13 protein-coding genes are annotated in these 13706 nt (G+C 65.0%); 4 read left to right on the forward strand and 9 right to left on the reverse strand.

Annotated elements, in window-relative coordinates:
* Positions 1 to 5: 5 nt before the first annotated feature.
* From C793_RS0111820 to ffh, 7 genes are all read right to left on the reverse strand, one after another.
* Complete coding sequence (locus C793_RS0111820) at positions 6 to 758, reverse strand: DsbC family protein (RefSeq protein ID WP_017431158.1); 753 nt, start codon at positions 756 to 758, stop codon at positions 6 to 8.
* A gap of 10 nt (positions 759 to 768) precedes the next feature.
* The gene (gene xerD, locus C793_RS0111825) at positions 769 to 1650 is read right to left on the reverse strand and encodes a site-specific tyrosine recombinase XerD (protein ID WP_017431159.1); all 882 of its coding nucleotides are present in this window, start codon (positions 1648 to 1650) and stop codon (positions 769 to 771) included.
* Between the two features lie 139 nt (positions 1651 to 1789).
* Complete coding sequence (gene rplS, locus C793_RS0111830; RefSeq protein ID WP_017431160.1) at positions 1790 to 2143, reverse strand: 50S ribosomal protein L19; 354 nt, start codon at positions 2141 to 2143, stop codon at positions 1790 to 1792.
* A 181-nt stretch (positions 2144 to 2324) separates the two neighbouring features.
* Entirely contained in the window at positions 2325 to 3122 is a 798-nt protein-coding gene (trmD, locus tag C793_RS0111835) for a tRNA (guanosine(37)-N1)-methyltransferase TrmD (RefSeq protein ID WP_017431161.1), read from the reverse strand.
* A gap of 2 nt (positions 3123 to 3124) precedes the next feature.
* Positions 3125 to 3694: a ribosome maturation factor RimM gene (rimM, locus tag C793_RS0111840; protein ID WP_017431162.1), complete on the reverse strand. Its 570-nt coding sequence runs from the start codon at positions 3692 to 3694 to the stop codon at positions 3125 to 3127.
* A 33-nt stretch (positions 3695 to 3727) separates the two neighbouring features.
* Positions 3728 to 3976 carry a 30S ribosomal protein S16 gene (gene rpsP / locus C793_RS0111845; RefSeq protein ID WP_017431163.1) on the reverse strand — a complete coding sequence of 83 codons (249 nt, stop codon included), beginning with the start codon at positions 3974 to 3976 and terminating at the stop codon, positions 3728 to 3730.
* Between the two features lie 402 nt (positions 3977 to 4378).
* Positions 4379 to 5803 (reverse strand): signal recognition particle protein, encoded by a 1425-nt coding sequence (gene ffh / locus C793_RS0111850; RefSeq protein ID WP_017431164.1) that lies wholly within the window; start codon positions 5801 to 5803, stop codon positions 4379 to 4381.
* Positions 5804 to 6289: 486 nt separating this feature from the next.
* On the opposite strand from ffh, the gene C793_RS0111855 reads away from it, so the two are divergent.
* Both C793_RS0111855 and C793_RS0111860 read left to right on the forward strand, forming a co-directional pair.
* Entirely contained in the window at positions 6290 to 7087 is a 798-nt protein-coding gene (locus C793_RS0111855) for a cytochrome C assembly family protein (protein ID WP_017431165.1), read from the forward strand.
* Positions 7088 to 7194: 107 nt separating this feature from the next.
* Positions 7195 to 8478 (forward strand): HlyC/CorC family transporter, encoded by a 1284-nt coding sequence (locus C793_RS0111860; protein WP_017431166.1) that lies wholly within the window; start codon positions 7195 to 7197, stop codon positions 8476 to 8478.
* Positions 8479 to 8497: 19 nt separating this feature from the next.
* On the opposite strand, the gene C793_RS0111865 is transcribed toward C793_RS0111860, so the two are convergent.
* Together C793_RS0111865 and C793_RS0111870 are read right to left on the reverse strand one after the other, a co-directional pair.
* Complete coding sequence (locus C793_RS0111865) at positions 8498 to 9190, reverse strand: 1-acyl-sn-glycerol-3-phosphate acyltransferase (RefSeq protein WP_017431167.1); 693 nt, start codon at positions 9188 to 9190, stop codon at positions 8498 to 8500.
* Positions 9187 to 9801 (reverse strand): TetR/AcrR family transcriptional regulator, encoded by a 615-nt coding sequence (locus C793_RS0111870; RefSeq protein WP_017431168.1) that lies wholly within the window; start codon positions 9799 to 9801, stop codon positions 9187 to 9189. Before C793_RS0111870 ends, C793_RS0111865 begins: the two co-directional genes overlap by 4 nt.
* A 262-nt stretch (positions 9802 to 10063) precedes the next feature.
* On the opposite strand from C793_RS0111870, the gene C793_RS0111875 reads away from it, so the two are divergent.
* Both C793_RS0111875 and C793_RS0111880 read left to right on the forward strand, forming a co-directional pair.
* On the forward strand, positions 10064 to 10738 hold the full coding sequence (locus C793_RS0111875; protein WP_017431169.1) for an SOS response-associated peptidase: 675 nt from the start codon (positions 10064 to 10066) through the stop codon (positions 10736 to 10738).
* 31 nt (positions 10739 to 10769) lie between these two features.
* Positions 10770 to 13646, forward strand: a complete 2877-nt coding sequence (locus C793_RS0111880) for an insulinase family protein (protein WP_017431170.1) — start codon at positions 10770 to 10772, stop codon at positions 13644 to 13646.
* Positions 13647 to 13706: the final 60 nt, after the last annotated feature.

Below are 13706 nucleotides of genomic sequence, written 5' to 3' on the forward strand. Positions count from 1 at the left end.
AGGCGTCAGCCGTTCAGGCCGAGCATCGCCGCCAGCCGTTCGGGCGGTACAAAGCCCGGTACCATCCTGCCGTTGGGCAGGATAATCGCCGGCGTGCCTTCAACGCCCAGCTCCAGGCCCAGCTGATGCTGCTCGGCCACGGGGTTATCGCAGTCGGCAGCGCCCGACAAAGTCTCGTCGTCAAACGCCGCGCTCATCGCCTCGCCGGGATTGTCGCTACACCAGGCCTGCTGCATGACCCGAGCCGCCGGGCTTTGCATGCCCCCGCGAGGAAAGGCCATGTAGCGCACCGCGATACCGCGGTCATTGAGCTCGGGCAGGCTCTCGTGCAGCCGCGTGCAATAGGGGCAGCTGGTATCGGTAAAGACCGTCACGGTCGCTTCGGGCTCGTCCATCCCGCGATAGATGATCTGTTCGCTTTCCGGCACGTCGGCCAGGGCATCGGCGCGCTCGCGGTTGTTGGCCTGTTCGGACAGGTTGACCAGGTCATCGCCCTGGTTGCGATACAGATCGCCCACGATGAAGTGGCTACCATCGGCGTTGGCATAAAACGACTCGCCGCCTTTGAGCTGTACATGGTACATGCCGTCCAGCGGCGTTTCGCTGACGCTTTCCACCGGCACCTGCCGGCCGTTGATTTCCAGGGCGTCGGTAAGCGCCTCGGGGGCTGACTGCGCCTCGGCCAGAGAAGGCAGCAGGGCGCCGGCCAGCGCCATGGCGGACAGAATCGCAAGGCCTCGAATACGTGTGTATCCCATAGCGTGTCGTTCAACCTCGTGGATGGTGGTCGGCGTGCAGCTGCTCCAGGCGTGCCTGGGCAACGTGCGTGTATATCTGCGTCGTGGACAGGTCGCTGTGTCCCAGCAGCAGCTGTACGACACGCAAATTGGCCCCGTGATTCAATAGATGCGTGGCAAAGGCATGGCGCAGGGTGTGCGGCGACAGCGGCGTGGCAATGCCCGCGCGCAGCGCGTGCGCCTTGATGCGATGCCAGAACGTCTGGCGCGTCATGGCCTTGTCGCTTCGACCGGGAAACAGCGCCGGGCGCGTGACATCGTCCATCAGCGCCGGACGCGCGCTGTCGATATAGCGCGCTAGCCACCAGGCGGCTTCATCGCCCAGCGGTACCAGGCGGTCCTTGTCGCCCTTGCCGCGCACCCGCACCACGCCCTGGCGCAGGTTGAGCGCATCAACGCTCAAGCCTACAAGCTCGGAGACACGCAGGCCACAGGCATAAAGCAATTCCAGCATGGTGCGGTCGCGCAGGCCCAGTGCGGTAGCGGTATCCGGCGCGATCAGCAGCTGTTCGACTTCGTCTTCGTCGAGCACCTCGGGCAATGCCGGGCGCACCGGCGGCAGACGAATGCCCGCCAGCGGGTCGCTGTTGACATGGCCATACAGACGCGCCCAGCGATAAAAACTGCGCAGACTCGACAGCAGCCGAGCGTTGCTGCGCAGCTGATACCCTTGCGCGCGGCGCGCCTCGAACCAGCCGGTCAGAACGTCCGGCGGCGGCGACGCCAGCGTATCGGCGGTAGCCGCCAGCGTATCACGCCAGGCCTCCAGGTCGCGCCGGTAAGCCGCGAGCGTATGTTCACTGGCACCGCGCTCAAGCCACTGGGCGTCGAGAAAGGCATCAATCAGGTCCATGGGCGCCGGCCTTGGGGTTCAGTGCCGCGCGGTGACGGCATGTCGGACAAACAAAACCCCGCCCCGCTGAGCGGTGACGGGGTTCGACAGCGGATCGGCAAGGCTGCCATGCGGGCAGCCTGCCGGCCGGTAGGCTGTCTTAGTTCAGCTTTTCCTTGATGCGTGCGGACTTGCCGCTGCGCTCGCGGAGGTAGTACAGCTTGGCCTGACGAACGTCACCGCGACGCTTGACGTGGATGGAATCCACCAGCGGGCTGTAGGTCTGGAAGGTACGCTCAACGCCAACGCCGTGGGACGTTTTACGCACGGTGAAAGCGGAGTTCAGACCGCGGTTGCGCTTGCCGATGACCACTCCTTCAAAGGCCTGCAAACGCTCGCGGTTACCTTCCTTGACCTTGACATCCACGGAGATGGTGTCGCCCGGGGCAAAAGCCGGGATTTCCTTCTCCATCTGCTCGGCTTCAAGCGCCTGGATCACCTTGTTCTTGCTCATCGTTCTGCTCCTGATATGTCGTGGTGGTTTGCCGCTTGCGTCAATGGGTGGGCAAACCGTGATCCCGGCGCTCAAAGCGAGTGCGCGGGAGTCGCTGTGGGTGACACAGGTGCGCGGCTCTGGCCGTCGCCCTGCACCGCCGCGCTGCCCGTCCGGCTTACGCCTCACGCCGAGGTGAGCGTTACCTGACCTGCCGGGCGGGCAGCCCGTGTTCGCCGATGAATTCATCCAGCAGCTGTCGCCGCTCCCTGTCCAACGCCTGTTCATCCACAAGCTCGGGACGCCGAAGCCAGGTACGACCCAGCGACTGTTTCAGGCGCCAGCGCCTGATGGCCGCATGGTTGCCGCTCAACAGCACCTCGGGCACGGATACGCCGTCAATCACTTCCGGGCGCGTATAGTGCGGGCAATCCAGCAGGCCTGCGTTGAATGAATCCTCGGTGGCGGAGTCCTGATGCCCGAGCACCCCGGGAATCAGCCTTGCCGCCGCGTCAATCAGCACCATCGCCGGCAGCTCGCCGCCGCTCAGCACATAGTCGCCGATCGACCACTCTTCATCGATATCATGCTCGACCACGCGCTCGTCGATACCTTCGTAGCGCCCGGCCACGACCACCAGCGGCCCCTGCTCCACCAGCGTTCTGACGCCCTGCTGGTCGAGCGTGCGGCCCTGGGGCGACAGATAAATCACCCGCGGCGCCTGGCCCGTGGCCGCTTCTGCCCGGTGGCGGGCATCGGCAATCGCGCCGCGCAGGGTATCCACCTTCATCAGCATGCCCGGCCCGCCGCCGTAGGGGCGGTCGTCCACGCTGCGGTGGCGATCGGTGGCGTACTCGCGCGGGTTCCAGTACTCCAGGGTCAGCCGGCCCTTTTCCACCGCGCGGCCGGTGACACCGTGCTCGGTGAGCGCCCCGAACATCTCGGGAAACAGCGATACCACGCCAACCCAGAGATTGTCCTCTGCCTGCGTTGCCGACACGGCTAAAAGTCCGGATCCCAGTCGACGCGCATCCAGCCGGCCTCCGGGTCCACCTCAACGATCACGTCGTCGGGCAGGTACGGCAACAGCCGCTCGCGCCGGTCGATGGACTCGCGGTCGCCGCGCACGATCATGACATCGTTGGCGCCGGTCTCGAACAGGCCCGTGACCCGTCCCAACCGGTCGCCGGCACGGGTGAAGACCGCCAGGCCCTCAAGCTCGTGCCAGTAGTACTCGTCGTCGGCCAGCTCGGGCAGTTCGGCCTTGGGCATGACGATTTCCGCCTGCACCAGCGCCTCGGCGGCATTGCGGTCGGCCACGCCGTCAAGCGATACCACCAGCGCCTTGCCCTGCCGACGCCCCTGAATGACCGGGTAGCGCGTCAGGCGTTGGCCCTGGCGCAACCACCATTCAGAGTAGTCAAAAATGCTGTCCACGGGGCTGGTATAGGCGTACACCTTGAGCCAGCCGTGAATACCGTGGGGGCTGGTCAGCTTGCCCAGCACGACACAGTCTTCCGTCGCGGCGTACTCGGCGCCGGAAGACGACGTATTGCGTACGGGATCGGACATCAGCGCACCTCGGCCGACAGCATGGCAGCGGGCTTACGCCTGCTTGCCGGCTTCCTTGACCAGCTCGGCAACGCGGTTGGAGAGCTGCGCGCCCTGACCCTGCCAGTGGGCGATGCGATCGAGATCGATACGCAGACGCTCCTGCTGACCGCGGGCGACCGGGTTGAAAAAGCCCACGCGCTCGATAAAGCGGCCGTCACGCGGCTTGCGCGAATCGGTCACGGACAGGTGATAAAAGGGACGCTTCTTGGCGCCGCTGCGTGCCAGACGAATAGTAACCATACGATAAACATCCTTCGGTTGCGGTTACGAGAGCGCCACCCTGCGGGGCTATCCCCCACACCGGAAAAAACCGGACGCTCTGTAAAAAATCAAATTCTCGGAATGAAGCGGGCTGCTTCAACCTTCAGGGGCGACGCCAAGGACGCAACGCCCACGCATGAAGGGGCCGCATTCTACGCAAATGCGCCGCTTTTGGAAAGCCTGACGCAAGAAAAGCCAAGGAGTTCTCAATCACCCGGGGAGCCGTCAACAGGTCGGCGAGGGGCGCTATCAATCCCTCCCTGGACGCTATCTACGCCATCCCTGGCGTAGAACCCCTCTTCGACCTGTCCTCGGCTCCCCGGCATAGCCAGCGGCAATACCCTTTCACGAAAAGCCCGTTCACGAAAAGCCCGGTGCCGGCTAGCGCCGCGGCAAACCACCCGGGCCGCCCATGCCACCGGGGCCACCAGGGCCACCCATACCGCCAGGGCCGCCCATGCCGCCGGGCATCTGTCCGCCCATGCCGCGCATCATTTTCTGCATGCCGCCTTTCTTGCCGGCCTTTTTCATCATTTTCTGCATCTGCTTGTGCTGCTTGAGCAGACGGTTGAGATCGGGCACCTGAAGCCCGGCGCCGGCAACAATCCGGCGCTTGCGCGAGCCGTTGATGATCTCGGGCTTGTGGCGCTCCCCGGGCGTCATGGAGTCGATCAGCGTTTCCAGCTTGCCCAGCTCCTTTTCCGGCCCAGGCCCCTGCGCCATTTCGGCCATCTGGCCCATGCCCGGCATTTTGCTCATCAGGCCGCCCATGCCGCCCATCTTCTTGAGCTGCTGGAGCTGTTCGCGGAAATCTTCCAGATCAAAGCCGTTGCCCTTTTTGACCTTTTTGGCCAGCTTGTCGGCCTTGTCCTTGTCGACGGTGCGCTCGGCTTCCTCGATCAGCGAGAGCATGTCGCCCATGCCCAGAATCCGCGAGGCCACGCGATCCGGGTGGAACGGCTCCAGAGCATCGACCTTCTCGCCCATGCCCATGAACTTGATCGGCTTGCCGGTGACATGGCGCACCGACAGCGCCGCACCGCCCCGGGCGTCGCCGTCGGCCTTGGTCAGAATAACGCCGGACAGCGGCAACGCCTCATGGAAGGCCCTGGCGGTATTCACCGCGTCCTGGCCGGTCATGGCGTCGACCACAAACAGGGTCTCATCCGGGGTCACCGCCTGATGCAGCGCCTGGATTTCGTCCATCATCGCTTCATCGATGGCCAGCCGGCCGGCCGTGTCGATGAGGACCACGTCGTGGAACTGGATTTTGGCGTGGTGCATCGCCGCTTTGACGATATCCACCGGCTTCTGGCTCGAATCCGAGGGGAAGAAGTCGACCTCGACTTCCTTTGCCAGGGTTTCCAGCTGATCAATCGCCGCCGGGCGGTAGATGTCGGCAGAGACTACCAGCACCTTGCGGTTCTCGCGCTCGCGCAGATAGCGCGCAAGCTTGGCCACCGAGGTGGTTTTACCCGCGCCCTGGAGTCCGGCCATCAGTACCCCGGCCGGCGAGCCCTTGAGCGTCAGGCCTTCGTTGGCCTCGCCCATGATGGTTTCCAGCTCCTGCTGGACGATCTTGACGAACTGCTGGCCCGGCGAGAGGCTGCTGGAGACCTCCTGCCCTACGGCGCGCTCGCGCACGCGATCGACAAAGGCCTTGACCACCGGCAGAGCCACATCGGCCTCCAGCAACGCACGGCGCACCTCGCGCAGGGTATCCTTGATGTTATCGTCGGTCAGGCGCGCCTGACCCTTGACGGTTTTCAGCGTCTGCGACAGACGCTCGCTGAGATTCTGAAACATGGGGCTAACGCTCTGATAAAATTATGACGATGATTATACGCGCTGGTGCCGCTAGTCTCCATCCGCAGGGCAATCGCACGTAAATAACGCTTCTCATTTACTTGAGGCTAAATAGCGAAATTGATCGATAGCTGACCAATTTAAATAACCTCTAGCTATCGGTTATTTCTATTCTATTCCGAAGTTTGATTGATAGTGCGGAGTAAGGCGATCAAACGCTGACCTAATTGAGAACCGTTCTAGTTATGCGATAGCCCTATCTCCATCCGTCACCGCTGTGCGAGACCGCGAGGATTCGTTATAGTAGCGGCTTGGAGAGTAATGGCCCGGTCAGCCCATACCGGCATCGCACGGCCGGCGTGCCGGCGGCGACCGTGATTATTTCCACGACACCATTTTTTACGAGACTAGTGCCACAAGTTTTACGAGACCAGTGTCACAAGACCCGTCTCACAACACTGCGCCACCGGGCGCACGGATTGCATCATGCAGGCGCTGCCTTTCGCCACGATAGCTCTTGTTCTCTATCTTGCCGCTGCCATCTGGCAGGGCATGACGCTGCTGCGCCGCGTACCACCCCGCCGGGGTATCGTGCGTGTGATGGGCGCTCTGGCGCTACTGCTTCACATCCCGGTGATCGTCGAGCTGCTTGAACGCACGCCGGGCTTTTTGCCCGGCTTTACCACCAGCGTGGCGCTGTTCATGGCGGTGGCCGCCAACCTGGTGCTGGTGGCCAGCCTGTTCAAGCCGGTGCTCAACGCGGGGATCGCGCTGTTTCCGCTGGCCGGAATAGCACTGTTAATCGCCACCGGGCTCCCCAGCCACGGCATCGAAGGCGGCATTACCCCGGGCATTCTGTTGCACATCGTTACCTCCACGCTGGCCTTTGCCCTGCTCGCCATTGCCGCCGTTCAGGCCGTGCTGGTGGGGCTGCAGAACCAGGCGCTGCGCCACCATCACATCCGCGGCATCGTCCAGTCGCTGCCGCCGCTGACCACCATGGAGCGGCTGCTGTTCGAGCTGATCTGGGCGGGCATGGTGCTGTTGACCATTTCGATGGTCAGCGGCGCCATCTTCATCGACAACCTCTTCGCCCAGCACCTGGCGCACAAAACCGTGCTCTCACTGGTGGCCTGGGGCGTGCTGGCGGCGCTGCTGATCGGCCGCCACCGCTTTGGCTGGCGCGGCATGCGCGCGGTCAAATGGACGTTGTCCGGCTGCGGCCTGCTTCTGCTGGCCTACTTCGGCAGCAAGTTCGTGCTGGAAATTCTGCTCACCCCCTGATCCGGCCGCGCCCACCTCTCCGATGGATCAACGCTGCTTGACACGCCATGCCGGGCTTTTGAAAATCAGGCGCCGAAACGCGCTTGCGACCAAAAAGGAATTTCACCTTGAGCGACGACTTTCCCGCGGGGTTATTGTTCAGTCTGCTGGTTTTGCTGATCGTGCTGTCGGCGTTTTTCTCCAGTTCCGAAACCGGCATGATGTCGATCAATCGCTATCGCCTGAATCACCATGCCGGCGCCGGCGACAGCCGCGCACAGCGCGTGGTGCGCCTGCTCTCGCGGCCCGACCGCCTGATCGGCATGATCCTGATCGGCAACAACTTCATCAACAACCTCGCGGCGTCGATCGCCACCATCATCGCCATTCACTTTTTCGGCGAAGTCTCGGGGCCGGCCATTGCCACGGCGCTATTGACCATTGCCATCCTGATTTTTTCCGAGGTAACGCCCAAGACCTACGCCGCTATCAAGCCCGAGCGCATCGCCTATCCGGCGTCGTATATTCTCGAACCGCTGCTCAAGCTGCTCTACCCGCTGGTGTGGCTGGTCAACATGATCTCCAACGGCCTTTTGCGGCTGGCCGGGGTCAAACGCGTCGACGGCGGCGCCGAAAACCTGACCCGCGACGAGCTGCGCACCGTGGTTCACGAAGCCGGCACGCTGATTCCCGACCGCCACCAGGCCATGTTGCTGTCGATCCTGGATCTGGAAAATGTCACCGTCAACGACATCATGGTGCCCCGCCACGAGGTGGTCGGCATCGACCTGGACCACAGCCTCGAAGAGATTCTGACCCGTATCCGCACCAGCCAGCATACGCGGCTGCCGGTCTTCAAGGGCGATATCAACAACATCATCGGCATGCTGCACCTGCGCAACGCCGCGCGCTTTCTGTCCCGCGGCGAGGTCACCAAGGCCGCCATTGTGCAGGAAGCACGGGAACCCTACTTCATCCCCGAATCCACTCCGCTGCATACCCAGATGCTGAATTTCCAGCAGCAAAAGCGCCGCATCGGCATCGTGGTGGACGAATACGGCGACGTGGAAGGCCTGGCGACCCTGGAAGACATACTCGAGGAAATCGTCGGCGAGTTCACCACCGACGTGTCGGAGTCCCGGGTTATCTACCCGCAGGACGACGGCAGCCACATTATTGAAGGCACCGCGCACATCCGCGAGATCAACAAGGCGCTGGGCTGGCAGCTACCCACCAACGGGCCCAAGACGCTGAACGGGCTGATTCTGGAACACCTGGAGGCCTTTCCTCGCGGGCCGGCGAGTCTGGAAATCGGCAACGTGCGGCTGGAAATCCTCGATATCCGCGACAACCTGGTAACCTCGGCGCGCTGCTGGAAGCCCGCACGGCGCCAGGCCCGGGTATCGCACTAGCCACCGCCGGGCCAGCGCGTTAGCGGTCGCCTGCCCGCCGGCGATCTTCGACGCTTTCCCCCGCGGCCGCTCTGAGAACCCGCACCCGGGCTTCAAGATAATGGCGCAGCGCCTGGTGCTCGACGCTGCCGGGTGCCGCCGGCTCGCCGAAGTGCAGGCTGACCCGAGCGCGAAAGCGGCGCGGCCGCGTCGCCAGCGCCGGGCCGCCCCGGTGCGATGTCCATGAGCCCCAGAGCCCGGCCAGCCCGGCCGGGACTACCGGCACCCGGTTGCGCGCCAGAATCGCCTCCAGCCCGCGGCGGAACCGGTGCATTTCGCCGTCGGGGGTCAGGCGGCCTTCGGGAAACACCATGACCACCTCGCCGTTGGCCAGCGCGGTGCTGATGTCGTCGAGCGCGCGCCGCAGCGAGCCGGGGTCACGCCGTTCGGACTCGATGGGAATCGCTCCGACCAGGCAAAACAGCCACTTGAGCCAGGGCGAATCGTAAATCGGCTGGTCCATCACGAAGCGCAGCGGACGCGGGCAGGCGCCACCCAGCACCAGCGCATCCATATAGCTGACGTGATTGCACACCACCAGCGCTGCCCCCTCGCGGGGCACATGCTCGCGGCCGCGCACCCTGAGCCGATAGCACAGGCGCACCAGCGCCAGAAACACATAGCGAATGCAGCGGCGCACAACCAGGCGCGGCTTGCGGGGGCGATCCCTCACTCGGCCGGCCCCCGTGCGCGCAGCCCGGCCAGTACCGTGGTCAACAGCTGGTCGATCAGCCTGTCCATCTGCAGCTGCTCTCCCTGCCAATAGCCCAGCCGCTCGTTCAGCCCCAGCTGCACCAGGCCGTGAACGCTACCCCAGAGCATACGGCCCATCTCGCGCGCTTCCAGCTCGCCCAGCGCCGGCTGATAGCGGCGCAGGCAGGTCTCGACCTCGACAAACAGCGCTTCGATCAGGCCGCTCTGGCGCTGATTCAGCTCGCCGCCCTCGGCCAGCGGGTAGTCAAACAGCAGCTGCCAGCGGTAGCAATCCTGCTCGGCAAACTGCCAGTAGGCGTGGGCCAGCGAGCGCAGCCAGGGCTCCGGCGCGTCGGTCTGGAGATTGCTGATGGCGTCCTGCAAGCGCGCGAGGGTTTCGACGTTGACGTACTGGAGCAGGTAGTGAAAACTCCCGTACAGCTTGAGCAGCGTGCTCGGCGCGCAGCCGATCTCCCGGGCAATGGCGCGCAACGACAGGCCGTGTATCGGCTGCGTGGCCAGCCAGCGGTCGCAGGCCGCCATGACCTGCGCGTGAAGGGCGTCGGGCGCATGCTGTTTCGGGCGGGCCATGGCAATCTCTTTCGGTTGGCGTCGGCGGCATCACAAGCGCAGAAAAGCGCGTCACGCCCGGCAGGGCGCACGGCACTTTAACGCAGGCGGTCGAGCGCTTAGGATACCCCACATCAAACAGCGTTTTCGACCCGTTCCGCGTGCTTTTGCGCCACCGCCAGCCGGAACGGCGCCATCCGAACCCGCCGGAAGCGCCCCGGGCCCGCGCGGGCTTTATCCGCCAACCTCCGCAATCCCTCTGGGAGCCACCACCGAGACGCACATGACCGGACGCCTGTACATCGCGCCCATTGAGCTGCCCCGACTGCTGCCCGGCCTGCAAAACGGCCAGTGCCTGGTCACCTCGCCCAACCTGGCGCCGCGCCAGCCGGTCGCCGCCGTGCGCCGGGTGCAGGGCGAACACCGCCTCGACCCGCTGTTCTGGGGGCTTACGCCGCCCTGGCTGGAAGTGCTGGACCACGCGCCCCATTGCGCCCGGGCGGAGTCGCTGTCATCCCGGGCCATGTTCCGCGAGGCCTTTCACGAACGGCGCTGCCTGATCCCGGTCAGCGGTTTTTACGCCTGGAAACCCCGGCCGCGCGGCAAGCAGCCCTATCTGATCACCCGGGTCAACCGCGCGCCCATGCTGCTCGCCGGGCTCTGGTGCCGCTATTACACCACGCTGACCGCGTTCAACGACTCCACCGCGCTGATTACCGTCCCCGCCACTCCCTGGCTGGCGCCGCTAAGCGACCGCCTGCCGGCGGTTATCGCCCCGGAGCACGCCGAGCAGTGGCTGCATCCGGACACGCCGCTCGACGTGGTGGAACAACAGTTGACGCCGGCCCCGCCGGAACTTTTGGGCACTTTTCCGGTATCTCGAGAGGTCAACAATCCCGCCAACCAGTCGCCGGCCTGCGCTCATCCCGTCGGCCCCATGCTCACCCGGCAACCCTGATACGACTGCCCTGACCCCCACAGGAGACACCATGCTGTCACGCTTTGCTTCGCTTTCACCGCTGCTCTCGACGGGCGGCCGATGCGCCCGCACGCCGCTGGCCATCGGCGCTGCGCTGGCGCTGGGTAGCGCCGGGCTCAACGCCCACGCCGCCGCTGACGACCCGGTCGCCGACACCCAGGCGCCGGTAAAAAGCCCCTTTGACAGCCGGGACTATCGCGTCCTCACGCTGCAAAATGGCCTCACTGCGCTGCTGGTCAGCGATCCCGAGGCCGACAAGGCCGCCGCGTCGATGAACGTCGGCGTGGGCAGCAGCCAGGACCCCGACGATCTTCTGGGGCTGGCTCACCTGCTGGAACACATGCTGTTTCTGGGCACCGAGCCATATCCCGAGCCGGATGCCTACCAGGGCTATATTGCCCGCCACGCCGGCTCGCATAATGCCTTCACCGCCGACCGCGATACCAACTACTTTTTCGACGTCGAGCCCTCGGCGCTGCCCGGTGCGCTGGACCGCTTCAGCGCCTTTTTCCTTTCGCCGCTGTTCAACGCCGACAAGCTGGAAAGCGAACGCAACGTCGTGGATTCCGAATACCAGGCGCGCCGCCGCAACGAAAGCCGGCGGGAAAACGACGTCCTCAACCAGGTGCTCAACGCCGACCATCCCGGCACGCGCTTTGCCGTGGGCAACGTCGACACCCTGGCCGACCGGCCGGAAGACGAGCCCTCGCTGCGCGAGCGGGTCATCGATTTTTACCGCGACCACTACGACGCCAACGTCATGCACCTGGCCGTGGTCGCGCCGCAGCCGCTGGACGAGCTGGAGCAGCTGATCACCAGGCGCTTTGCCGAGCTGCCCGACCGCGACCTGAAGCGCGCGACCATCGAAACGCCGCTGGTCGCCGACGACACCCTGCCCGCCTACCTGGAGCGCCAGACGCTCAAGGACGGCCGCCAGGTGCGCTTTCAGTTCCCGGTGCCCGACCCGCAGGATGAATACGCCAGCAAACCGACCCAGCTGCTGGCGCATTTACTCGGCGATGAAGGCGAAGGCAGCGTACTGGCGGTGCTGCGCGACGCCGGCCTGGCCGATGGCCTGTCCGCCGGCATCAACCGCAGCGACGGCGAGCACGCGCTGTTCAACGTCAACATCAGCCTGACCCCCGACGGCGCGCAACGCCTCGACGACATCCAGGCGACCCTGTTTGCCGCCGTGGACAATATCGCCGCCGACGGCCTTGAAGAATGGCGCTACGACGAACAGGCCGCGCTGGAGCAGCAGGATTTCCGCTTTCAGCAGCACGGCGCGCCCCAGCATGAAGCGACTCGGCTGGCCATGCGCCTGTCGCATTTCCCGGTCAAAGACGTCCAGTACGCGCCCTACCGCATGGACGACTTTGACGCCGACCGCACCCGTACCTATCTCAATGCGCTGTCAGCGGACAACATGATCCGCGTATATTCCGGCCCCGACGTCGACAGCAACCGGGTTTCGCCGTGGTTTGATACCCAATGGCAAACCACCTCGCCATCCACCGGCGGCACCGCGCTGCCGGGGCTGGCGCTGCCCGACCGCAACCCCTTCATCGCCCAGGACCTCAGCCTGCAGGACGGCCAGGACGACAGGCCCACCGCCATCGTGGAAGGTGACCACCTCACGGCCTGGCACATGGCCGTGGAGCGCTTTGATACGCCTCGGGTGGAATGGCGTGTCAGCCTGCAGCACCCCGGCGTGCGCCGCTCGGCCGAGGAAGCCGTGCTCGACCGCCTGCTCGCCGGCTGGCTCAACGACAGCCTGAACGAAACGCTCTACCCGGCCCGGCTGGCCGGCCAGTCGTTCAACGCCTACGCCCACGCCCGGGGCATGACGCTGGCCTTTTCCGGCTGGCGCGACGGCCAGGCACCGCTGATCGCCAACGTGATCGGCCAGCTGCAACAGGCCGATATTGCCCGGGGAAGCCTTGAGCGCGTACAGGACCGGCTGGAACGCCAGTGGCGCAACGCCCCTGACGCCAAACTTTCAAGCCAGGCGCGGTCCACGCTGAGCCAGGCGCTGCTGACGCCGCAATGGTCCAGCGAAGAGCTGCTGGCCGCCAGCCAACGACTCGAACGCCATGACCTGGAAGACTTCCGCCGGCGCTTTCTCGACGGGCTTTACGTCGATGTCATGGCGGTGGGCAACCTCACCGCCGACCAGGCCCGCGAGCAGACCAACGCCATCCGCAACGCCCTGCTGCCGCGCCTCACCCGCGCCGACATCCCGCCGCTCACGCCGCTGGCGGTGAGCGCGGATAACAGCGTACTGCGCCCCGACAGCAACCGCGACGAATCGCTGGTGCTGCGCTACCTTCAGGGCAATCGCAACACCCCGCGCCAGCAGGCGGCCGCCAGCGTGCTGGCCCAGTGGCTACAGACGCCGTTTTATCAGCAGCTGCGCACCCGGGAACAGCTGGGCTATATCGTCAACGCCGGCTACTACCCGCTGCTGGACACCCCGGGGCTGGCGCTGCTCGTCCAGTCGCCCGGCAGCGATAGCGCCACGGTCGCCGAACGCATGGAAGCCTTTATGCAGAAGGCCGGCGAACGCCTCGACGCCCTGGACGACGCCGACCTGGCTCCCTACCGCCAGGCCGTAAACAGCCGGCTGACCGAGCGCGCCACCGGCCTCGGGGCGCTGACCCGGCGCTACTGGCAGGCCACGGCGCTGGAAAAACCCGGCGAGCGTGTGCGTTTTGACCGCCGCCAGCGCCGCACCGACGAAGCCCTCGACGTCAGCGTTGACGACCTGCAACAGCTCTGGAACACGCTGCGAGAACGTCGCCTGGATATTCGTTTCGACCCCGACGATACTCCCAGCGACGTAAGCGACTACCGCGAAGGGCTCAAAGCGTTTAACCGCGACGACTGACGGCGCCCGCCTTCCGGCAGCAAAAAGGCCTGAGCCCTGTGCAGTACAGGACTCAGGCCT

The sequence above is a fragment of the Vreelandella jeotgali Hwa genome (assembly GCF_000334215.1).
Taxonomy (GTDB): Bacteria; Pseudomonadota; Gammaproteobacteria; order Pseudomonadales; family Halomonadaceae; genus Vreelandella; species Vreelandella jeotgali.

Coding starts and splice junctions, on each gene's coding strand:
- C793_RS0111820 (WP_017431158.1), bottom strand. CDS start 758: ATGGGATACACACGTATTCGAGGCCTTGCGATTCTGTCCGCCATGGCG.
- xerD (WP_017431159.1), bottom strand. CDS start 1,650: ATGGACCTGATTGATGCCTTTCTCGACGCCCAGTGGCTTGAGCGCGGT.
- rplS (WP_017431160.1), bottom strand. CDS start 2,143: ATGAGCAAGAACAAGGTGATCCAGGCGCTTGAAGCCGAGCAGATGGAG.
- rimM (WP_017431162.1), bottom strand. CDS start 3,694: ATGTCCGATCCCGTACGCAATACGTCGTCTTCCGGCGCCGAGTACGCC.
- rpsP (WP_017431163.1), bottom strand. CDS start 3,976: ATGGTTACTATTCGTCTGGCACGCAGCGGCGCCAAGAAGCGTCCCTTT.
- ffh (WP_017431164.1), bottom strand. CDS start 5,803: ATGTTTCAGAATCTCAGCGAGCGTCTGTCGCAGACGCTGAAAACCGTC.
- C793_RS0111855 (WP_017431165.1), top strand. CDS start 6,290: ATGCAGGCGCTGCCTTTCGCCACGATAGCTCTTGTTCTCTATCTTGCC.
- C793_RS0111870 (WP_017431168.1), bottom strand. CDS start 9,801: ATGGCCCGCCCGAAACAGCATGCGCCCGACGCCCTTCACGCGCAGGTC.
- C793_RS0111875 (WP_017431169.1), top strand. CDS start 10,064: ATGACCGGACGCCTGTACATCGCGCCCATTGAGCTGCCCCGACTGCTG.
- C793_RS0111880 (WP_017431170.1), top strand. CDS start 10,770: ATGCTGTCACGCTTTGCTTCGCTTTCACCGCTGCTCTCGACGGGCGGC.